Raw genomic sequence first — 21268 nt, 5'->3', positions numbered from 1 at the left:
CTCGGCCGCCCACTCCGGTAGTCAAATTTGAGGAATGCGTCAGCGCTGTGATCCGACCCTCCGCGACCAGCCCCTCCGAGATCGCCGAACTCTGCCGCTCCACCGCCGTCTTCCTGCCGGGCGACCCCTCGCGCGCCGGGCGCGTCGCCTTCTGGCGGCCGGACGGCCCGCCGCCCGCCGGGCCGTCCGGCTCCACCGAGGAACTGACGGTCGTCGTCCCCGACGGCACCGATGTCCGCACCCGCACCGTACGCGCGCGGGTGCTGCCCCTGTCCGAGGCGCTGCCCGTGCTCACCCGGGCCCGGGCACGGGCCGCCGCACAGCCGGCCGCCGCACACCCGGGCGGAGAGCAACCGGGCGGAGAGCGGCCGAACGGAGAGCGCACCGACCCCGCGACGGCCTTCTGGGGCGCCGCCGCCGTCCTCGCCCTGCAACTCGCCGCCCGCGGCCGACTGCTGCCCGGGCTCACCGCCACCGACCACGACGCCTGGCGGGTCGGCCCGCTCGACGCCGACGACCTGGAGAGGGTGCGTGAGCTGGCCGCCGCCATGCCGCCCGCCGCCCACGCCGTGGCACTGCCCGGCACCGACCCCCTGCTGCTGCCCGACCCCGAGCGGCGGATGCGCGCCTTCCTCGACGCGGTCGCGGACGGGCTGCCGCGCTCGCCCGCCGCGTCCATGGCCGCGGGCGGCCCTGCCTTCGCCGCTGCCGCCCCGCGGCGGCTGCCCGAACAGCGCGCCTGGGCGGCCGACGTCGCCGCCGGGCACGACGCGGGCGTACGGCTGTCGCTCCGTATCGAACTGCTCCACGGCAGCGCCGCAGGTCCCCGCTTCCGGGCCGTCCTCCAACTGCACAGCCTCACCGACCCGTCCCTGGTCGCGGACGCCGCCGAGGTGTGGGCGGGCAGCGCGCCCGCCGGTGCGGCGCTCGGCCCCCGGGCCCGGATGGACGCCCTGCTCACCCTGCGGCGCGCGGCCCGCGCCTGGGCGCCGCTCACCCCGCTGCTGTCCGCCGCCGTGCCCGAGGCCGTCGATCTCGCCGACGAGGAGGTCACCGAGCTGCTGGGCCCGGCGACCGGGGCGCTGGACGCCGCCGGGGTGAAGGTGCACTGGCCCAAGGAGCTGGTGCGCGGGCTCACCGCCCGCGCCGTCGTCGGCCCGGACGACCCGGACGGCCCCGACGCCCATGACGCGGCGGACGGTGCAGAACAGAGCCAGGGGCCCCGGATGCCCTCCTTCCTCTCCGCCGACGCGCTGCTCCGCTTCAGCTGGCGGTTCGCCGTCGGCGACCAGGAGCTGACCCGGGAGGAGCTGGACCGGCTCGCCGAGGCGGGCCGCCCGGTGGTGCGGCTGCGCGACCAGTGGGTGGTCCTGGACCCCGAGTCGGTGCGGCGCGCCCGCGAACGTCAGGACCGTAAGCTCGCCCCCGTCGACGCGCTCAGCGCCGTCCTCACCGGCCGTACGGAGGCCGACGGCACCGATGTCGAGGTGCGGGCCACCGGCTGGCTGGCCGCGCTGCGCGACCGTCTCGCGCGGCCCGGGGAGGACGACGGCGGGCCGCCGGTCGCCCAGCCCCCGGCCCTCGACGCCACCCTGCGCGACTACCAGCTGCGCGGTCTGGACTGGCTGGTCCGGATGACCTCGCTCGGCCTCGGCGGCTGTCTCGCCGACGACATGGGGCTCGGCAAGACCATCACCCTGATCGCGCTGCATCTGCACCGGCAGGACGTCCCCGGGGCCGCCGGGCCGACCCTGGTGGTCTGCCCCACGTCGCTGATGGGCAACTGGCGGCGCGAGATCGAACGGTTCGCGCCGGGCACGCCGGTGCGCCGCTACCACGGCACGTCGCGCAGCCTGGACGGCCTCGCGGACGGGGAGTTCGTCCTGACCACGTACGGCACGATGCGGCTCGACGCGGACCGGCTGGCCGAGGCGGGCTCCTGGGGCATGGTGGTCGCCGACGAGGCGCAGCACGTCAAGAACCCGTTCTCGGCGACCGCCAAGCGCTTGCGCACCATCGGGGGCAAGACCCGCGTCGCACTCTCCGGCACCCCCATCGAGAACAACCTCTCCGAGCTGTGGGCGATCCTTGACTGGACCACGCCCGGTGTGCTGGGCACCCATGACGCGTTCCGCAGGCGCTACGCCCAGGCGGTGGAGAGCGGAAGCGACCCGGACGCCGCGGCGCGGCTGGCGAAGCTGGTCCGCCCCTTCCTGTTGCGGCGCCGCAAGTCCGACCCGGGTATCGCGCCCGAACTTCCCCCCAAGACCGAGACGGACCGGGCCGTCACGCTCACCAAGGAGCAGGCCGGGCTGTACGAGGCGGTGGTGCGGGAGATCCTCGCGGAGATCTCGGTCACCGGCGGGCTCGAACGGCGTGGGCTCATCGTCAAGCTGCTGACCGGGCTGAAGCAGATCTGCAACCATCCGGCGCAGTACCTGAAGGAGGACCGGCCCACCATCGTCGGGCGGTCCGGGAAGCTGGAGCTGCTCGACGAGCTGCTCGACACCATCCTCGCCGAGGACGCGAGCGTCCTCGTCTTCACCCAGTACGTACAGATGGCCCGCATCCTGGAGGGCCACTTGACCGCGCGTGGAGTACCGGTCCAGCTGCTCCACGGCGGTACGCCGGTGGCGCGCCGCGAGGAGATGGTGCGGCGCTTCCAGGACGGCGAGGCGCCGGTGTTCCTGCTGTCGCTGAAGGCGGCGGGCACCGGGCTGAACCTCACCCGGGCCGGTCATGTCGTGCATTACGACCGCTGGTGGAACCCGGCCGTCGAGGCCCAGGCGACCGACCGCGCGTACCGCATCGGCCAGACCCAGCCGGTGCAGGTCCACCGCCTCGTCGCAGAGGGCACCGTGGAGGACCGGATCGCCGCGATGCTGGAACGCAAACGGGAGCTGGCCGACGCGGTGCTGGGCTCCGGCGAGGGCGCGCTGACCGAACTGTCCGACGCCCAGCTCGCGGAGCTGGTGGAGCTGAGGGGGACCGAGCGATGAGCCGTACCGGAAACGCCGAGGAGGCCGGTGAGAGCGGGTACGCCGAGGACGCGCCCTCCGCGCGGCCCGAGCGCACCCTCGCCGCCCTGCCGCCCGCCCAGGGCCGCGGCTTCGCCCGCACCTGGTGGGGCCGGGCCTGGCTGAAGGCGCTGGAGGACACCGCGCTGGACAACGGGCAGCTCAAGCGCGGCCGCAAGCACGCACGCGAGGGCGCGGTCGGCGCGGTGTGCGTACGGCCGGGGCGGATCACCGCGGTGGTACGGGACCAGGACCGCACCCCGTACCGCTCCGACGTGCTGCTGCGGGAGCTGGACGAGGGCGAGTGGGACCGGCTGCTGGGGGTGGTCGCGGAGCGCTCGGGGCATATCGCCGCGCTGCTCGACCGCGACATGCCGCCGCAGCTCGTCGAGGACGCGGCCGCCGTGGGCGTCGATCTGCTGCCGGGGATAGGCGATCTGGAGCCGGAGTGCGCGTGCGAGGCGTGGGACCACTGCCCGCACACCGCCGCGCTCTGCTACCAGGTCGCCCGGCTGCTGGACGAGGACCCGTATCTGCTGCTGCTGATGCGCGGACGCGGGGAGCGGGAGCTGCTGGACGAACTCCAGGTGCGCAGCGTGGCGCACGCCGCCCGGCACGGCACAGCGGTGGGGGAAACGGCCGCGGAGGGCGCACCGGTCGCGGAGGGCGTACCGGCCCGGGCGGTGTTCGCCGCGCCGGGTCCGGCCGCGCTGCCCGCGCCCCCTCCTGCCGTCGCCGCGCCCGGTCGGCCCCCGGCGCTCGCCGGTGGTACGGACCCGGCGCCCGGGCTGGAGGTGGCGGCGCTGGAGTTCCTGGCGGCGGACGCCGCCGTACGCGCCCAGCGGCTGCTGGCCGAGGCGCTGGCTCCGGGCCATGCCGCGTCCCCGGTTCCGGCCGCGCTGACGGAGTGGCAGGACACGGTGCGGCTGACCGCCGCCGGTCCCCCGGCCGGGGTCGCCGCCCGGCTCGCGGCGGGCTGCGGGCACGACCGGGTGGATCTGGCCCGCGCCGTACGGGCCTGGGAGCACGGCGGGGCCGCCGCGCTCGCCGTGCTGGAGGAGGAGTGGACGCCGGACGCCGGGGCCCTGGCGCGCGCCCGCGCCCAGCTCACCGCCGCCTGGGAGGTAGGCGAGCGGGCGCCCCGGCTGCGCGCGACGGGCAACCGCTGGACGGCGGTGGGCGCCGACACCCAGGTGCGCTACGGGCGCGACGGCCGCTGGTGGCCGTACCGCAAGGACCGGGGCCGTTGGTGGCCCGCCGGGCCATCGGCCCAGGACCCGGAGGCCGCCCTGGCGATGCTCGCCGCGGACTGACGCGGCACCAGGCGGACGCGGCACCGGGCGCGGCATGAGGCGTCCGGTACCACGCGCCAGGTGCCGGACGCCCAGTGCCCGGTGGCACCGGCGGCGGGGCGGCAACCTTTCGCGGGGGCGTGGCAACCGTAGGACGTCAGAACACCCCCCACGCCTCCATGAGACGGAGACCTCCCCATGCCCCCAACGCGTCCGCGCTCCCGGCGCCGCCGCACCGGTCCGCTCCTCGGCCCCCTGGCCCTCGCCACCGGCGCCGCGCTGATCGCCGCTCCGGCCACCGGATGGCTCGGCGACAGCGGCCGGGCCCACGCGGCCGGTTCCGCCGCGGCGGCGAACCTCGTCGTCGCCAAGGACGGCAGCGGTCAGTACACGACCGTCCAGGCGGCCGTCAACGCGGTCCCGGCGAACAACGCCTCCGCGGTCACCATCTCCGTCAAGCCCGGTACGTACCGGGAGACCGTGAAGATCCCCTCCAACAAGCCGCACATCCGGCTGGTGGGCAGCACCGGCAACAAGAATGACGTGACCATCGTCTACAACAACGCCTCCGGCACCCCCAAGCCCGGCGGCGGGACCTACGGCACCGGCGGCAGCGCGACCGTCGCCGTCGAGGCGGACGACTTCCAGGCGCGCCACGTGCAGTTCGTGAACGACTTCAACGAGGCGAACACGAGCATCACCGACAAGCAGGCGGTCGCGCTGCGCACCGCGGGTGATCAGATCGTGCTGGACGACATCGGCGCGGTCGGCGACCAGGACACCCTGCTGCTCGACTCCGCGAGCAAGGACAAGACCGGCCGGGTGTACGTCAACAACTCGGTGATCCAGGGCAATGTCGACTTCGTCTTCGGCCGCGCCTCGGCCGTCATCAACAAGTCGACGATAAAGCTCGTCAAGCGCTACGACGGCAGCTCCGCTGGCTATGTCGCGGCGCCCTCGACCGCGGCGGGCAAGAAGGGCTTCCTGTTCATCAACAGCACCGTCAGCGGGGACGTCACCAGCCGGTCCTTCTACCTCGGCCGCCCCTGGCACGCGGGCGGGGACGCGAGCCTCGATCCGCAGACGGTCGTCCGCAACACAAACCTGTCGGTAGCGGTCAAAACTACGCCGTGGACCGACATGAGCGGCTTCTCCTGGAAGGACGACCGCTTCGCGGAGTACAAGAACACGGGCTCCGGTTCGGGGGCGGCGAGCGGCGACCGCCCGCAGCTGACCGACGCGCAGGCCGCCGACTACGAGATCGCGGACTGGCTCGCGGGCTGGCAGCCGTCCTGATCCGGCGGGTCCGGTGAGCGACCGGCCGCCGGTCCCGTCGGGGGGCGGGACCGGCGGCCGGTCGCTGTCGCGGCCAGCGGTCAGCCGCGTGCGGCCAGCAGATGGTCCATGGCGAGCTGGTCCAAGCGCTCGAAGGCCATACCGCGCCCGGCGGCGGCCTCGGCGTCGAACTCCTCGAAGGCGGTGCGGTCGGCGAGCAGCGCGGCCGGGGTCTCGCCCTCGTCCAGAGTGGGCCGGGCCAGCTCGTCCAGGCGCGAGACGCGCAGCGCCTCCTGGACCTCCGGGTCGGCGCGGAAGGCCGCCGCCCGCTCCTTGAGGATGAGGTAGTTGCGCATGCAGCCCGCGGCCGACGCCCAGACGCCCGCCATGTCCTCGGTGCGCGGCGGCTTGAAGTCGAAGTGGCGCGGGCCCTCGTAGCCGCCCGTCTCCAGCAGGTCGACGAGCCAGAACGCGGCCCGCAGATCGCCCGCCCCGAACCGCAGGTCCTGGTCGTACTTGATGCCCGACTGGCCGTTGAGGTCGATGTGGAAGAGCTTGCCCGCCCACAGCGCCTGCGCGATGCCGTGCGGGAAGTTCAGCCCGGCCATCTGCTCGTGGCCGACCTCGGGGTTCACCCCGTACAGCTCCGGCCGCTCCAGCCGCTCGATGAAGGCGAGGGCGTGGCCGACGGTGGGCAGCAGGATGTCGCCGCGCGGCTCGTTGGGCTTGGGCTCGATGGCGAAGCGCAGATCGTAGCCCTGCTCGGTGACGTACACGCCGAGCAGGTCGAACGCCTCCTTCATCCGGTCGAGCGCGGCGCGCACGTCCTTGGCGCCGCCGGACTCGGCGCCCTCGCGGCCGCCCCAGGCCACATAGGTCTTCGCGCCCAGCTCGGCCGCGAGGTCGATGTTGCGCATGGTCTTGCGGAGGGCGTAGCGGCGCACATCCCGGTCGTTGGCGGTAAAGGCGCCGTCCTTGAAGACCGGATGGGTGAAGAGATTGGTGGTGGCCATCGGCACGGTCATGCCGGTGGCGTCCAGGGCCTGCCGGAAGCGCTTGATGTGCGACTCGCGCTCGGTCTCCGACGCGCCGAAGGGGATGAGGTCGTCGTCGTGGAAGGTCACGCCGTACGCGCCGAGTTCGGCGAGCCGGGTGACGGACTCGACGGGGTCGAGCGCCGGGCGGGTGGCGTCCCCGAACGGGTCCCGGCCCTGCCAGCCGACCGTCCACAGGCCGAAGGTGAACCTGTCCTCGGGGGTGGGGTTGTAGCTCATCGCAGCTCCCTCGCCTATTTCGTCAGGGCGCTTTACAAATTAGTATGCGCGAGCATTCCGGGGAAGCCCCGCTCAGGCCGGATAAGACTCGTCGCAGTACACAGGGACGCAGTCGCAAGCACACAGGGACGCAAGGGAGAGCGCGAGATGGCAGCAGCAGCCGTGCCCGTGCCGGAAGGACCGCTGGTCGTGGGCGTGGACAGCTCCACGCAGTCGACCAAGGCACTGGTCGTCGACGCCGCGACCGGCCGGGTCGTCGCACGCGGCCAGGGTCCGCACACCGTCGGCGGCGGCGCCGACGGGGAGGGCAAGGAGAGCGATCCCGAGCAGTGGTGGGAGGCGCTGGCGGAGGCGCTGCACCAGTGCGGCCCGTACGCCCGGCAGGCGGCCGCGGTGTCCATCGGGGGCCAGCAGCACGGGCTGGTGACGCTGGACGCCTCGGGCCGTCCGGTACGCCCCGCGCTGCTGTGGAACGACGTGCGCTCGGCGCCGCAGCGTGACCGGCTGGTCGAGGAACTGGGCGGCCCCAAGGCGTGGGCGGAGCGGATCGGCAGCGTGCCCGCGACGTCGTTCACCGTCACCAAATGGGCCTGGCTCATGGAGAACGAGCCGGAGGCGGCCCGCGCCACCGCGGCCGTCCGGCTCCCCCATGACTACCTCACCGAACGGCTCACCGGATACGGCACCACCGACCGCGGCGACGCGTCGGGCACCGGCTGGTGGGCGTCCGGCACCGAGGCGTACGACGAGGAGATCCTCGGCCGGGTCGGGCTCTCCCCCGCCCTGCTGCCGCGCGTCCTGCGGCACGGCGAGGCGGCCGGGACGGTACGGGACCTGCCGGGGCTGCCGCTGCCCAGCGGCGCCCTGGTCGCCACCGGAACCGGCGACAACATGGCTGCGGCGCTCGGGCTGGGGCTGCGCCCGGGACAGCCGGTGCTCAGCCTCGGCACCTCCGGCACCGTGTACGCCGTCTCGGAACACCGGCCCGCCGACCCGACCGGGACGGTCGCCGGGTTCGCCGACACCCGTGAAGCCTGGCTGCCGCTGGCCTGCACCCTCAACTGCACGCTCGCCGTCGACAAGGTCGCCGCGCTGCTGGGCCGGGACCGGGAGGCGGTGGAGCCGGGCGGCCAGGCCGTACTGCTCCCGTTCCTGGACGGTGAGCGCACCCCGAACCTGCCCCACGCCTCCGGGCTGCTGCACGGGCTGCGCCACGACACGACGCCGGGGCAGCTCCTCCAGGCCGCGTACGACGGCGCCGTCTTCACCCTGCTGACCGCGCTCGACCAGGTGCTGGACGCGGATGCGGCCCCCGACACGCCGCTGCTGCTCATCGGCGGCGGCGCCAAGGGCACGGCCTGGCGCGAGACGGTCCGGCGGCTGAGCGGCCGCCCCGTCCAGGTGCCGCGGGCGCAGGAACTGGTCGCCCTCGGCGCCGCCGCCCAGGCCGCGGGGCTGGCGCTGGGCGAGGACCCGGCGGCGGTGGCGCGCCGCTGGGCGACCGCGGAGGGGCCGTCGTACGAGGCGGTGGAGCGCGACGAGGAGACGCGGGAGCGCATCGCACGGGTGCTGTCCGACGCGGACGGGCTGCTGCGCCGGGCCTGACCCGCCAGAACCGTACGAAACGGACCGCACGAGACGGACCGCACGAAAGGAGACGACGACGGTGGCAGCGCCACTGCCCAATACCCAGCAGGCGATGCGCCGCCGCAATCTCTCCCTCGTACTGCACGCCGTGGCCGCGCACGGACCGCTCTCCCGCGCGTCCGTCGCGACCCGGGTGGGACTGACCCGGGCCGCCGTCTCGACGCTGGTGGACGAGCTGATCCGGGACGGGCTGCTGGTCGAGCTGGGCCCGTCCCGGCCCGGCACGGTCGGCCGCCCCGGCAGCGCGCTGCAGCTCAACGAGCGCGGTCCGGCCGGGATCGGCGCGGAGATCGGCGTGGACCATCTGGCCGTCTGCGCGGTGGACCTGGGCGGCCGGATACGGGCGCGTACGGAGGTGGCGTCGGCGAACCGGGACCGCGCCGTCGGCCCAGCGCTCGCCCGGCTCGCCGAGCTGGTCCGGCAGGTGGCGGCGGAGGCGGTACGCGAGGGGCTGCGGCCCGCCGGGCTCGCGGTGGCGGTGCCGGGCCTGGTGGCGCGCGAGTCGTCGCTGGTGGTGCGCGCCCCCAACCTCGGCTGGGAGGGGGTGGACATCGGCCCCGCGTTGCGCGCCGCGCTGCCCGGGCTGCCGCTGACCGTCGACAACGAGGCCAATCTCGGGGCGCTCGCCGAGCTGTGGCGGGGCGGCCATGACCCGGCGCCGCGCGACTTCGTCCATGTCTCGGTCGAAATCGGCATCGGCGCCGCGGTCGTGCTGGACGGGCGGCTACTGCGCGGCACCCACGGCTTCGCGGGTGAGCTGGGCCATGTGCCGGTGTGGCCCGAGGGGCCCGCGTGCGCATGCGGCGGGCGCGGCTGTCTGGAGCAGTACGCGGGCGAGGAGGCGGTACTGCGGGCGAGCGGTCTGTCCCCCGGACAGGCCGCAGCCCAGCACCCCGGGCCCGGCGGCCGGATCGCGCTGCTGGCCGAGCGGGCGGCGGACGGCGACCGCCGGGTGCGGGGCGCGCTGCGCGGGGCGGGCGCGGCGCTCGGCATCGCGCTGGCCGGTGCCGTGAACCTGCTCGACCCGCGCACGGTGGTGCTCGGGGGCGCGCTCACCTCGCTGGCGCCCTGGCTGCTGCCCGCCCTGGAGCGGGAGTTGGCGCTGCGGGTCGCGGACCCGGCGCGCTCCGGTCAGGGCGTGGTGACGGTCTCGCGGCTGGGCTCCGACGGTCCGCTGCTCGGGGCGGCGCACTCCGTGGTGCAGGCCGTCCTCGACGATCCGGCGGGGATCAGGGAAGCGGCCGCGGTCACAGGAAGCGGTGCATGATGTGCAGCCCGACGTAGCCCTCCACCGGATGGTGGAACGCCTTGGGGACGGTGCCCACCACCTCGAATCCGAGTGAGCGCCACAGCGCGACCGCCCGGGTGTTGGTCTCCACCACGGCGTTGAACTGCATTGCCTGGTAGCCCTCGGCGCGCGCCCACTCCAGGACGTGTTCGCCGAGCGCGCGGCCGACGCCTCGCCCGCCGCTGCCGGGCGCCACCATGAAGCTGGCGCCCGCCACGTGCGCGCCGGGCCCCATCTGGTTGGGGTTCATCTTGGCCGAGCCGAGGACCGTGCCGTCGGCGTCGGTGGCGACGACGGTCCGGCCCGGGGGCTTCAGCATCCAGATGTCGCGGGCGCCTGCTTCGTCCAGGTCGCGCGGATAGGTGTAGGTCTCGCCCGCGGCGACGATGCGGTGCAGGAAGGGCCAGATCGCGGGCCAGTCCTCGGGGGTGGCGGTCCTGATGGGCATGACGGCCAGCATGGCGGAACGGACCGGCCTCCCGCGAATCGATTTCCGCGAGTCCGCCGGGCGGGCCCGGCGGACTCGCCGTGCCGTGTCAGTGGGCGCCGCGCAGGAAGTCCTCCAGGCCCGCCAGGTCGTCGGTGTTGAGGTAGTCGACGTGCGCGGCCAGCAGCTCGCGCCAGATGGCGTCGCGCGCCGGGCCCGCCAGGTCGGGCGTGGCCCAGAAGCGCACCTTCTGCCGGGCGGCACGGGCGGCGACGGTGATCTGGTACAGCTTCTCCCGCTCCTCCGGCGGCATCTCGCCGACGCCCTGCCAGGTGAAGGTCTTCGTCCAGTCGGCGCTGATGAGCGGGATGAAGGAGGCGGGCACGCCGGTGCCCATGTCCTCCAGCCGTCCGTCGTAGAAGGCGTGGCGCACCTTCTCGGCCTCCATGGGGGCGCGTGCTCCGCGGTCGCCCGATATGACGGCGGTCACCGCACCGCGCCGCACCCCGCCGCCGACCCCGCCGTAGGCGGTGCTGAACATCCGGCTGTAGCGGCGCAGCCGCTTGGCGAGTTCGAGGTAGGTGGCCTCGCCGGGGGTCTTGATGTCGATCAGCAGTTGCAGCGACAGGTCGTAGCCGCGGTAGACCCGGCCGCGGTTCGCGGTGACGCGCTGGAACAGCGGGTCGAGGTAGAGGGATTCCAGGGTGCGGGTGGGGTCGAGGTCGGTCGCGTCGTGGGCGATCAGCAACTGGCCGTCGACCAGCCAGATGTCGGCCTCGACGCTGCCGAAGCCGTGGGACAGGGCGTCGGTGAGCGGGTGCGGGTGCTCGTAGTCGTTGTGCGCGTGGGCTCTGGCCAGCGGCGGCTTGGGCCTGGGGCCGGTCGAGTCGGCGAACGCCGGGGCGGCGGTGCCGCCCGCGAGTGCGGCTCCGAGGGTGACGACAAAGGCGCGGCGTGTACGGCGGACCATGGGGGCCTCCCGGCTCTCGTCCCGGCGTGGTGCCGGATGTACGCGTCGGACGCCAGTGAGTATCGGGGGCCGCGGTCGCCATGGGCAGGGGCGTGCGAAGAGTTCCGCGGGTGGTCCCCGGCCATTTCCACGCCGTTCCCGCGGCACCGGCGGCGGGTGGCGAAGTCCGGTGACGACGGGATCGGCTGACGGTGGCCCTGGTGTGAGCCGGGGTGGCCGGCAGGGACGCGGTCGTCCTGGTGGGGCGCGAGGCGGGCGCGCGGGCGCCCCGCGCGCGCTGCGGGTCGGCGACCGGGCGCGCGTCGAGCCGGACACGAACCGTCCCTCGGGCGACGCCGAACGGCCGGTCCCGAATGGGGTCGGAGTATTCACCCGGCACTAATTCCGCAAACCCTTGACGGCACACTCTTTTGAGTGAATGCACTGCCCAAAGTCCGCTGCTAGCTTGGCACTTGCTTCGAGCTGAATATCTCTTCAAGTCCGTACAGGGATGGGTGAGCATTCACGATGACGACGTCCGTTGAATCAGGTTCCGGTATCGGCAATCCGCAGCCGCCCACGAGTCTGGGCACGGAGGCGGCACGGAATCTGGCGACGACGACAAAGTCCGTTCCCCAGATGCAGGGCATCACCTCGCGGTGGCTGCTGCGCATGCTGCCGTGGGTGCAGGTTCCGGGTGGTTCGTACCGGGTGAACCGCCGGGCGTCGCACACGCTAGGCGACGGGCGGGTGGAGTTCACCACCACCGGCTCCTCGGTGCGGGTCATCCCCGTCGAACTGCGCGAGCTGCCGCTGCTGCGCGCCTTCGAGGACCCCGGGGTGCTGGAGGCACTGGCGGACCGCTTCACCCAGCGCGAGTTCGCCCCCGGAGAGCTGCTGGTGGAGGCCGGGCGCCCGGCCGACGAGCTGGTCCTGCTGGCCCACGGGAAGGTCGACAAGCTGGCCGAGGGGGCGTTCGACGAGCCCTCGGTGGTCGGCTCGGCCGCCGGCGGTGACCACTTCGGCGAGCGGGAACTGGCCACCGACGAGCCCGGCACCTGGGGCGTCACGGTCAAGGCGGTCACCTCCTGCACGGTGCTGACCCTGTCCCGGCAGGAGTTCGAGGAGCAGCTCGACCGGTCTCGGGAGCTGCGGGCGCATGTGGAGGCGGTGCGCTCGGCGCCGGTGGCCGCGCAGAACGAGCACGGTGAGGCGTCCATCGAGCTGTCCTCGGGGCACTCGGGGGAGCCGACGCTGGCGGGCACGTTCGCGGAGTACGAGCTCAAGCCCCGTGAGTACGAGCTGAGCGTCGCCCAGACGGTCCTGCGCGTCCACACCCGCGTCGCCGACCTCTACAACGAACCGATGAACCAGGTCGAGCAGCAGCTCCGGCTGACCATCGAGGCACTGCGCGAGCGCCAGGAGCACGAGCTCGTCAACAACCCCGACATCGGCCTGCTGCACAACGCCGACCTCTCGCAGCGCATCCACACCCGCGGCGGTCCGCCCACCCCCGACGACCTCGACGCGCTGCTGGCCACCGTCTGGAAGGACCCGGGGCTGATCCTGGCCCATCCGCGGGCCATCGCGGCCATCGGCCGGGAGCTGAACAGCCGGGGCATCGTGCCGCAGCACGCGGAGGTGAACGGGCACGCGGTACCGGCCTGGCGCGGGGTGCCCATCTTCCCGTGCAACAAGATTCCGGTGAGCCGCAGCGGGGTCAGCTCGATCCTGGCACTGCGCACCGGCGAGGAGAACCAGGGCGTGGTCGGCCTCCACCGGACCGGAATTCCGGACGAATACCAACCGAGCCTTTCCGTCCGCTTCATGGGAATCAACGACCAGGCCATCATCTCGTACCTCGTCAGCGCCTACTATTCCGCGGCCGTCCTCGTCCCGGACGCGCTCGGAATCCTGGAGAACGTGGAAATCGGACTCTGACGGCGCGGCGGCCGCGCCGCCGCCCGCCCGTATCCCTTCCCGTAACGCCCCCCACTACAGAAATGGGTGATGAACACAGATGACCACCTCCGTGGAATCCGGCGAGCAGCCGCTGAGCCTGGGAACGGCCGCCGCCCGGAATCTGGCGACCACGACCAAGTCCGTGCCGCAGATGCAGGCCGTCTCCTCCCGCTGGCTGCTGCGCGTGCTGCCCTGGGTCCAGGTGTCGGCCGGTACGTACCGGGTGAACCGGCGGCTCAGCTACACGGTCGGGGACGGACGGATCGAGTTCATCAGCACCGGCTCCGAGGTGCGGGTGATTCCGCCGGAGCTGGGTGAGCTGCCGACGCTGCGCGGCTTCGGCGACTCCGCGGTGCTGGAGGCGCTGGCGGACGGCTGTGTGCAGCGGGAGTACGCGCCCGGCGATGTGCTGGCCGAGGCGGGGCGCCCGGCCGATCAGGTGTTCCTCATCGCCCACGGCAAGGTCCGGCAGATCGCGCCCGGGGCGTACGACGAGGGCACGGCGCTGGGGCTGCTGGCCGACGGGGAGTTCTTCGGCGACTCGGTGCTGACCGGGCCGGAGGGCACCTGGGAGTTCACCGCGCGGGCCGTCACCCGGACCACGGTGCTCACCCTGCCCCGCCGGGTCTTCCAGGAGACCGCCGACCGGTCCGAGGCGCTGCGCGGCCATCTCCAGGAGGCGTCCGGGCGGACCGCGCCCGCGCAGAACCGGCGGGGTGAGGCCGATATCGCGGTGGCCTCCGGCCATTCGGGGGAGCCGACCCTGGCGGGGACGTTCGCGGAGTACGAGCTGAAGCCGCGTGAGTACGAGCTGAGCGTGGCCCAGACGATCCTGCGCGTCCACACCCGCGTCGCCGACCTCTACAACGAACCGATGAACCAGGTCGAGGAACAGCTCAAGCTGACCATCCAGGCGCTGCGCGAGCGCCAGGAGCACGAACTCGTCAACAACCGGGAGTTCGGTCTGCTGCACAACGCCGCGCTCTCCCAGCGCATCCACACCCGCAGCGGCCCGCCCACCCCGGACGATCTGGACGAGCTGCTGGCCCGGCGCCGCAAGACGCAGTATCTGCTGGCACATCCGCGCACCATCGCCGCCTTCGGCCGTGAGTGCAGCAGCCGGGGGCTGTATCCGCAGGGCGCCGAGGTGGCAGGGGTCGCGGTGCGCGCCTGGCGCGGGGTGCCGCTGCTGCCGTGCAACAAGATCCCGGTGAGTGAGTCCGGCACCAGCTCGATCCTCGCGATGCGCACCGGGGAGGAGAGCCAGGGCGTCATCGGTCTGCACCAGACGGGCATCCCCGACGAGTACGAGCCCAGCCTCAACGTGCGGTTCATGGGCATCAACGAGCAGGCCGTGACGTCGTATCTGGTGAGCGCCTACTACTCGGCGGCGATTCTGGTGCCCGACGCCCTGGGCGTGCTGGAGGACGTCGAGATCGGCCGCTGAGCGGTCGCCGGGACGTAAAAACCCTTAAAGGCGAAAGCTTAAAGACGAACCGCGGCCGCGGGCGCCGGTCAGGGGCGGACGCTGCTGACCACGTCCGCGGTCGCGGACAGGCCCTCGGAGATGGTCGGCGCGATGCTGCTGCTCGCCAGGTAGAAGCCCAGCGTGACGCAGACCAGGGCATGCGAGACGCGCAGCCCGCCGCTGCGCAGGAAGACCACCGCAAGGATCAGCAGGAGCAGGACCACGGAGATCGAAATGGCCATGGGGAGCCTCCTGGGCCGCTTCAGGGGATCGGAATCCGGCCGTCAGTGTGGCCCAGAACCGCCCCGAATCCACGCGAAGCGGGTGCTCCACACGAGTGCCGATCTCCCGTTCGACCTCCGGATGGCCACGGCGCCCGGTGAACACGGCCCGTTGCGGGGCGGATTCACCGGGCGCCGATAGGCCGGGCAAGCGGAATCCGGTCAGCCGGTGGGGGCCGGGAGGTCCACCAGGGCGGCGAGCGCCTCGCGGTGGCGGCCCGGGGTGCCGAGCAGGATCTCGGCGCTCTTGGCCCGCTTGAGGTACAGATGCGCCGGGTGCTCCCAGGTCATGCCGATGCCGCCGTGCAGCTGCACGCACTCCTCGGCCGCGTGCACCGCCACCTGCCCGCAGTACGCCTGCGCCACGGCCACCGCGACCGGGATGTCCGGGCTGTCGGCGGCCAGCGCGTCGGCGGCGTGCCGGGCGGTGGCGCGGGCCGAGACCAGCTCCAGGTACAGCGCCGCCATCCGGTGCTTGAGGGCCTGGAACGACCCGACGGGGCGGCCGAACTGATGGCGCTCCTTGGTGTGGCGGACGGTCTCGGTCAGACACCACTCGGCCACGCCCAGCTGCTCGGAGGCGAGCAGTCCGGCGCCGGTCAGCAGCGCCCGTACGACGGCGGCCGCCGCGCGGTCGGACCCGGCCAGCCGCCGCGCGGGGGCGCCGGTGAGGGTCACCGCGGCGCCGGGCCGGGTGAGGTCGAGCGAGGTCAGGGGCTCCACGGAGACGCTGGCCTCCGTGGTCTCCACGGCGTAAAGGCCGTATCCGTCCGGCCCGTCGGCGGGGACGAGCAGCACATCGGCGCCCGCCGCGCCCGCGACGTGGGTGATCCGGCCGCTGAGCGTGCCGTCGCCGTCCACCCGTACGGTCGCGGCCGGGGCGGCGGCGCCGGCCGTGGTGGCCGCGGGCACCGCCAGCGCGCCGACCGTACGGCCTTCGGCGAGGGCGCCGAGCAGCCGCGCCACGGCGGCCTCGCCGGTGTCGCAGCCCAGCACGGCGCTGACCGCGACGACGGCGCTGGTGAGGTACGGCACGGGCGCGACGGACCGGCCCAGCTCCTCCAGCACGACCGCCGCCTCGCGCGCGGTGGCGCCCTGGCCGCCGAGCTTGTCGGGCACGAGCAGCCCCGCCGTGCCCATCCCGGTGCCCAGCGAGCGCCACAGCCCGGGGTCGTACGCCCGGCCGCTCTCGGCCTCGGAGAGCACGGTGCCGGGCGGGCAGCGGTCGGTGAGCAGCGACCGCACGGCCGCGCGCAGATCGTCCTCGGCCTCGGTGTAGAGCAGGTCCGGGGTGCTCATCGGGGCAGATCCTTCCACGGGACGTCCTTGTCGGTCCGCGGCTCGGGCGGCAGGCCCAGGACGCGTTCGGCGATGATGTTGAGCAGGACCTCGGAGGTGCCGCCCTCGATGGAGTTGCCCTTGGCGCGCAGATAGCGGTAGCCGGCCTCGCGTCCGGTGAAGTCGACGAGTTCGGGTCGGCGCAGCGTCCAGTCGTCGTAGAGCAGGCCCTCCTCCCCCAGTAGTTCGACCTCCAGCGCGCTGATCTCCTGGTTGAGCCGGGCGAAGGCGAGCTTCATGGCCGAGCCCTCGGGGCCGGGCTGGCCGACGGCGAGCTGCTGGCCCAGCCGCTCGCCCGCGAGCCGGGCGGCCTCGGCGTCCACCCACAGCCGCAGCAGCCGCTGGTGCAGATCGTGGGTGCGCAGCTCGGGGCGGTCGCGCCAGGTCCCGGAGACCAGGCCGATCATGCCGCCCTCGCGGGGGACGCGGCCGCCGCCGATCGCGACGCGCTCGTTCATCAGGGTGGTCTGGGCGACCCGCCAGCCCTCGCCGATCTCGCCGAGGCGGCGGCTGTCGGGGATGCGGACGCCGGTCAGGAAGACCTCGTTGAACTCGGCCTCGCCGGTGATCTGGCGCAGTGGCCTGACCTCGACCCCGGGGTCGGTCATGTCGCAGACGAAGTAGCTGATGCCGCGGTGTTTGGGCAGGTCGGGGTCGGTGCGGGCGATGAGGATGGCCCAGCGGGCGAGATGGGCGCTGGACGTCCAGACCTTCTGGCCGTCGACCACCCAGTCGTCGCCGTCGCGCACCGCCCGGGTGGCGAGTGCGGCGAGGTCGGAGCCTGCGCCGGGCTCGCTGAACAGCTGGCACCACACCTCCTCGCCGGTCCACAGCGGGCGCAGCAGCCGCTGCCGCTGCTCGTCGGTGCCGAAGCCCAGGATGGTGGGCGCGGCCATGCCGAGGCCGATGCCGATGCGGCGGGGGTCGTTGTCGGGTGCTCCGGCGGCCCCGAGCTCGGCGTCCACGACGGCCTGGAGCGAACGGGGGGCGTCGAGGCCGCCCAGCCCTACCGGGTAGTGCACCCAGGCGAGCCCGGCGTCGAAGCGGGCGCGCAGGAAGTCCAGGCGGTCGGTGGTGGCCGGTGGGTGGGCGTCGAGGAGCGCGCGGGTGCGGCTGCGCAGTCCGTCGGCGTCCACAGCGGTGGTGTCCTGGGCGTTCTCGGGGGCGCTCATCGGGCGCCTCCCGCGGGCTGCCCGGGGACGACCACGACGCGGCCGGTGGTCACACCGTCGGCGACGCGCTGGACGGCGTCCGCGGCCCCGTCCATCGGCACCCGCTCGCTGACCAGCGGTTTGACGATGCCCTGGGCGGCGAGCTTGGTCAGCTCGTCGTGGCAGGCGCGGATCGCGGCGGGGTCGTAGGTGTTGTAGAGGCCCCAGTGGAGGCCGAGGATGGCGTAGTTCTTGACCAGGGCGTGGTTGAGGGCGGCCTGCGGGACGACGCCGCTGGCGAAGCCGACCACCACGATCCGGCCCTCGAACGCGATGCACTTGACGGACTGGGCGAACGCGTCGCCGCCGACCGGGTCGTAGACGACGTCGGCGCCGCGTCCGCCGGTGGTCTCCTTGACCGCGGCCACGATGTCGTCGGCACGCCGGTCGAGCACCACATCACAGCCCAGTTCGCGGGCGACCCGGACCTTGTCCTCGCCGCCGACGACACCGATCACCCGTGCCCCGGCGGCCTTGCCGAGCTGGACGGCGGCGCTGCCGACGCCGCCCGCGGCAGCGTGCACCAGCAGCGTGTCCCCGGCCCGCAGCCCGGCCCGACGGTGCAGGCCGAACCAGCCCGTCTGGTAGCCGATGTGCAGGGCGGCGGCCTGGGCGTCGTCCAGCGCGTCGGGCGCCGGGAGGACGGTGTCCGCGCCGACGGTCACGTACTCGGCGAAGCCGCCCGCGGGGAGTGTGGGAGTGGCCAGGACGCGCGCGCCGACCTCGCCCTCCGCGCCCTCGCCGACGGCGGCGATCTCGCCGCACAGCTCGACGCCCGGGGTGAACGGCAGCGGTGGCCGCACCTGGTAGTGGCCGCGGCACAGCAGGGCGTCCGGGAAGTTGACGTTGACGGCCCGGACCCGCAGGAGCAGCTCCCCGGGCCCGGCCACCGGATCGGGCACGTCGTCGAGGCGCAGCACCTCACGCGGCTCGCCATTGTCGTGCACTCGCCATGCCTGCATCCGGTGGCCTCCAGAAGCTTTCGGTAGGGGCGCGCTAACGCGTCGGGGCGCACATACTAACCAGTCGGTACGAGTAGGGGAACCGGCCCGCACGGAGGCTTCAGCCATCCTGCCTTCCCGCCCGGCGCGCGGTGAACTCTTATGCAACTCTGGAGGCACCCTTGAGCCCGGGACCTCGACGGACAAGAGTGGGTGCCGACATATCGGTTCGTATCGCAGCGATCCGATGGCCGGAACGGGACGGGAGATGACGGCTGTGCCCGACAGCAACGCGATCGACGAGGCCGAGATGGAGGCCAGACTCCACGGCATCTGTTTCAAGACCGGTCCCCCACGACGCATCGGCGTCGAGCTCGAATGGCTCATGTACGACCCGCACGACCCCGCACGACCGATCGAGGCGACCCGGCTGGAAGCCGCGGTCACCGCCTTGCGCGGACTGCCCCTCGCCTCCGCGCTCACCTTCGAACCCGGCGGCCAGCTGGAGCTCAGCTCCCTCCCGGCCGACTCCCTCACCGCGTGCGTGGAGTCCGCCGCCGCCGATCTGGTCCTCGTCCGCGCGCTCCTCGCCGAGCTGGGCCTCGGCATCGCAGGCCATGGACACGACCCGTGGCGCCCGCCGCGCAGGATTCTCACCACACCCCGCTACGACTCCATGGAGACCTATTTCAACCGCCGGGGACCGGCGGGGCGCTCCATGATGTGCAACACCGCCTCCGTGCAGGTCTGTGTGGACGCCGGGCACGAGGAGCCCGGTCCGCTGGGCCTCGGGCGGCGCTGGCGGCTGGCCCATCTGCTGGGCGCCGTGCTGACCGCCGCGTTCGCCAACTCTCCGCTGCGCGAGGGCCGCCCGACCGGCTTCCGCTCCACCCGGCAGGCGCTGTGGGCGGCGATGGACCCCGGGCGCACGCTGGCCCCGCCCGAGGGCAGGGACCCCCGCTCCGCCTGGACCGGATACGTGCTGGACGCTCCCGTGATGGCCATCCGGGACGACGGCGCGCGCTGGGCGGTGCCGGACGGCCTCACCTTCCGCCAGTGGGCCCGTACCGGTCTGCCACGGCCGCCCGGCCAGGACGATCTCGACTTCCATGTCTCGACCCTCTTTCCGCCCGTCCGCCCGCGCGGCCACCTCGAACTGCGCATGATCGACGCCCAGAGCGGCGACGACGGGTGGATCGTGCCCCTCGCCGTGACCGTGGCGCTCTTCGACGACCCGCAGGCCGCGGAGACCGTGTACCGCGTGGTGAAACCGCTCGCCGAGACGGCCGGCGCCCGGCCCGCGCCCTGCAATCCGCTGTGGATGACGGCGACCCGTGACGCCCTGACCGACCCCGAGCTGCGCGCCGCCGCCGTGGCCTGCTTCGCCACGGCACTGGAGGCGCTGCCCCGGATCGGGGCCTCCCCCGCCGTCGTATCCGCCGTCGCCGGATTCGCCGACCGGTATGTCGCCCGCGGCCGATGTCCGGCCGACGATTTGCTCGCCCCCCTTCCCGGGAAGGAGGAACGGTCATGACCGCTTCCGGCCCCGCACTCGACCCCGAGGCGCTGCGCCAGCGCGCCGAATCGGTTCTGCGCACCGCGCGCGACCGTACCCACACCCTCACCACCTGCGTGGACGAGAACGACCTCACCGCCCAGCACTCCCCCCTGATGTCGCCGCTGGTCTGGGACCTGGCGCATATCGGCAACCAGGAGGAGCAGTGGCTGCTGCGCACCGTCGGCGGACAGGACGCCCTGCGCCCCGAGATCGACTCGGTGTACGACGCGTTCGAGCATCCGCGCGCGAAGCGCCCCACGCTGCCGCTGCTGGCGCCCGCCGAGGCCCGCGGCTACGTCACGGACGTACGTAACCGGGTGCTCGACGTCCTGGAGCGGACCGAACTGCGTGGCGCGCCGCTGGTCGACGCGGCCTTCGCTTTCGGCATGATCGCGCAGCATGAGCAGCAGCACGACGAGACGATGCTCATCACCCATCAGCTGCGCCGCGGTCCGGCCGCCCTCACCGCGCCGCCACCGCCCGACACCTCCGACGCCGCCCTGCCGGACGAGGTGCTGGTCCCTGGCGGCCCGTTCACCATGGGCACCTCGGCGGAGCCCTGGGCGCTGGACAACGAGCGCCCCGCCCACCACCGGCTGGTGCCGCCCTTCTTCATCGACACCGCCCCGGTGACCAACGGCGCGTACGCGCACTTCATCGCCGACGGCGGCTACACCGAGCGGCGCTGGTGGTCCGCCGAGGGCTGGGCCCATATCCAGGAGCACGGCCTGGGCGCGCCGCTGTTCTGGCGGCGCGAGGGCGGTCAGTGGCTGCGCCGGAGCTTCGGGGTGACCGAGCCGGTGCCGCCCAATGAGCCGGTGCTCCATGTGAGCTGGTACGAGGCGGACGCCTACGCCCGCTGGGCCGGGCGACGGCTGCCCACCGAGGAGGAGTGGGAGAAGGCCGCCCGCCACGACCCGGAGAGCGGACGGTCCCGGCGCTACCCGTGGGGCGACGCGGACCCCACCCCCGACCACGCCAACCTCGGCCAGCGCCATCTGCGGCCCGCGCCGGCCGGAAGCTATCCGCGGGGGGCCTCCGCGCTGGGCGTACGGCAGCTGATCGGGGACGTGTGGGAGTGGACGTCGAGCGATTTCCTGCCCTACCCGGGGTTCACCGTCTTCCCGTACCCCGAGTACTCACAGGTCTTCTTCGGGCCCGCGCACAAGGTGCTGCGCGGCGGCTCGTTCGCCGTGGACGCGGTCGCCTGCCGCGGCACGTTCCGCAACTGGGACCTGCCGGTCCGCCGCCAAATCTTCTCGGGCTTCCGCACCGCCCGCGACGCGTCCCCGGCGGAGGCCGCATGAGCGCGCGACGACGCGCCGTGACGGGACGGACGA

Annotated in this window: 16 protein-coding genes; 9 read left to right on the top strand and 7 right to left on the bottom strand. The window is 73.6% G+C overall.

Going from position 1 to position 21268, the window contains the following annotated elements; genetic code table 11:
* The first annotated feature begins 47 nt into the window (after nt 1–47).
* The 3 genes from ABZ370_RS13930 (at nt 48) to ABZ370_RS13920 (ending at nt 5605) form a co-directional block, all read left to right on the top strand.
* A complete protein-coding gene (locus ABZ370_RS13930) occupies nt 48–2999 on the top strand; it encodes a DEAD/DEAH box helicase (protein ID WP_358619950.1) in 2952 nt (983 codons plus the stop codon).
* Nucleotides 2996–4330 (top strand): SWF or SNF family helicase, encoded by a 1335-nt coding sequence (locus ABZ370_RS13925; protein ID WP_358619949.1) that lies wholly within the window; start codon nt 2996–2998, stop codon nt 4328–4330. The genes ABZ370_RS13930 and ABZ370_RS13925 overlap by 4 nt, the downstream gene beginning before the upstream one ends.
* Before the next feature lie 177 nt (nt 4331–4507).
* Nucleotides 4508–5605: a pectinesterase family protein gene (locus ABZ370_RS13920; RefSeq protein WP_358619947.1), complete on the top strand. Its 1098-nt coding sequence runs from the start codon at nt 4508–4510 to the stop codon at nt 5603–5605.
* 80 nt (nt 5606–5685) lie between these two features.
* Here ABZ370_RS13920 and xylA read toward each other — a convergent pair whose 3' ends face one another.
* Nucleotides 5686–6858 (bottom strand): xylose isomerase, encoded by a 1173-nt coding sequence (gene xylA, locus ABZ370_RS13915; RefSeq protein WP_358619945.1) that lies wholly within the window; start codon nt 6856–6858, stop codon nt 5686–5688.
* A 162-nt stretch (nt 6859–7020) separates the two neighbouring features.
* Here xylA and xylB point away from each other — a divergent pair, with 162 nt between their 5' ends.
* Together xylB and ABZ370_RS13905 are read left to right on the top strand one after the other, a co-directional pair.
* Nucleotides 7021–8463 carry a xylulokinase gene (gene xylB, locus ABZ370_RS13910; protein ID WP_358620387.1) on the top strand — a complete coding sequence of 481 codons (1443 nt, stop codon included), beginning with the start codon at nt 7021–7023 and terminating at the stop codon, nt 8461–8463.
* 61 nt (nt 8464–8524) lie between these two features.
* Nucleotides 8525–9772 (top strand): ROK family transcriptional regulator, encoded by a 1248-nt coding sequence (locus ABZ370_RS13905; protein WP_358619943.1) that lies wholly within the window; start codon nt 8525–8527, stop codon nt 9770–9772.
* Here the strand turns inward: ABZ370_RS13905 and ABZ370_RS13900 are convergent.
* Both ABZ370_RS13900 and ABZ370_RS13895 read right to left on the bottom strand, forming a co-directional pair.
* The gene (locus tag ABZ370_RS13900; RefSeq protein ID WP_358619942.1) at nt 9753–10241 is read right to left on the bottom strand and encodes a GNAT family N-acetyltransferase; all 489 of its coding nucleotides are present in this window, start codon (nt 10239–10241) and stop codon (nt 9753–9755) included. The genes ABZ370_RS13905 and ABZ370_RS13900 overlap by 20 nt on opposite strands.
* An 88-nt stretch (nt 10242–10329) precedes the next feature.
* Complete coding sequence (locus ABZ370_RS13895; RefSeq protein WP_358619940.1) at nt 10330–11190, bottom strand: phosphatidylinositol-specific phospholipase C/glycerophosphodiester phosphodiesterase family protein; 861 nt, start codon at nt 11188–11190, stop codon at nt 10330–10332.
* Nucleotides 11191–11697: 507 nt separating this feature from the next.
* Here ABZ370_RS13895 and ABZ370_RS13890 point away from each other — a divergent pair.
* Both ABZ370_RS13890 and ABZ370_RS13885 read left to right on the top strand, forming a co-directional pair.
* A complete protein-coding gene (locus ABZ370_RS13890) occupies nt 11698–13110 on the top strand; it encodes a family 2B encapsulin nanocompartment shell protein (RefSeq protein WP_358619938.1) in 1413 nt (470 codons plus the stop codon).
* A gap of 79 nt (nt 13111–13189) precedes the next feature.
* On the top strand, nt 13190–14578 hold the full coding sequence (locus ABZ370_RS13885) for a family 2B encapsulin nanocompartment shell protein (RefSeq protein WP_358619937.1): 1389 nt from the start codon (nt 13190–13192) through the stop codon (nt 14576–14578).
* Nucleotides 14579–14646: 68 nt separating this feature from the next.
* On the opposite strand, the gene ABZ370_RS13880 is transcribed toward ABZ370_RS13885, so the two are convergent.
* The 4 genes from ABZ370_RS13880 to ABZ370_RS13865 all read right to left on the bottom strand — a co-directional run bounded on the left by ABZ370_RS13880 (nt 14647) and on the right by ABZ370_RS13865 (nt 18391).
* Nucleotides 14647–14841 carry a hypothetical protein gene (locus tag ABZ370_RS13880; RefSeq protein ID WP_009720740.1) on the bottom strand — a complete coding sequence of 65 codons (195 nt, stop codon included), beginning with the start codon at nt 14839–14841 and terminating at the stop codon, nt 14647–14649.
* Between the two features lie 201 nt (nt 14842–15042).
* Complete coding sequence (locus ABZ370_RS13875) at nt 15043–16179, bottom strand: acyl-CoA dehydrogenase family protein (protein WP_358619936.1); 1137 nt, start codon at nt 16177–16179, stop codon at nt 15043–15045.
* Nucleotides 16176–17390 carry an acyl-CoA dehydrogenase family protein gene (locus ABZ370_RS13870; protein WP_358619935.1) on the bottom strand — a complete coding sequence of 405 codons (1215 nt, stop codon included), beginning with the start codon at nt 17388–17390 and terminating at the stop codon, nt 16176–16178. Before ABZ370_RS13870 ends, ABZ370_RS13875 begins: the two co-directional genes overlap by 4 nt.
* Nucleotides 17387–18391, bottom strand: coding sequence for an NADPH:quinone oxidoreductase family protein (locus ABZ370_RS13865; protein WP_358619934.1), 1005 nt, complete (start codon nt 18389–18391; stop codon nt 17387–17389). Before ABZ370_RS13865 ends, ABZ370_RS13870 begins: the two co-directional genes overlap by 4 nt.
* A 226-nt stretch (nt 18392–18617) precedes the next feature.
* Between ABZ370_RS13865 and egtA the strand changes: the two genes are divergently transcribed.
* Complete coding sequence (gene egtA / locus ABZ370_RS13860; RefSeq protein ID WP_358619932.1) at nt 18618–19904, top strand: ergothioneine biosynthesis glutamate--cysteine ligase EgtA; 1287 nt, start codon at nt 18618–18620, stop codon at nt 19902–19904.
* Complete coding sequence (gene egtB, locus ABZ370_RS13855) at nt 19901–21235, top strand: ergothioneine biosynthesis protein EgtB (protein ID WP_358619931.1); 1335 nt, start codon at nt 19901–19903, stop codon at nt 21233–21235. The genes egtA and egtB overlap by 4 nt, the downstream gene beginning before the upstream one ends.
* The last annotated feature ends 33 nt before the right edge of the window (nt 21236–21268 follow it).

The sequence above is a fragment of the Streptomyces sp. NPDC005962 genome (assembly GCF_040629205.1).
Classification (GTDB): domain Bacteria; phylum Actinomycetota; class Actinomycetes; order Streptomycetales; family Streptomycetaceae; genus Streptomyces.
Note: the sequence above shows the minus strand (reverse complement) of the source record. Positions and strands in the feature narration are given on the sequence as shown.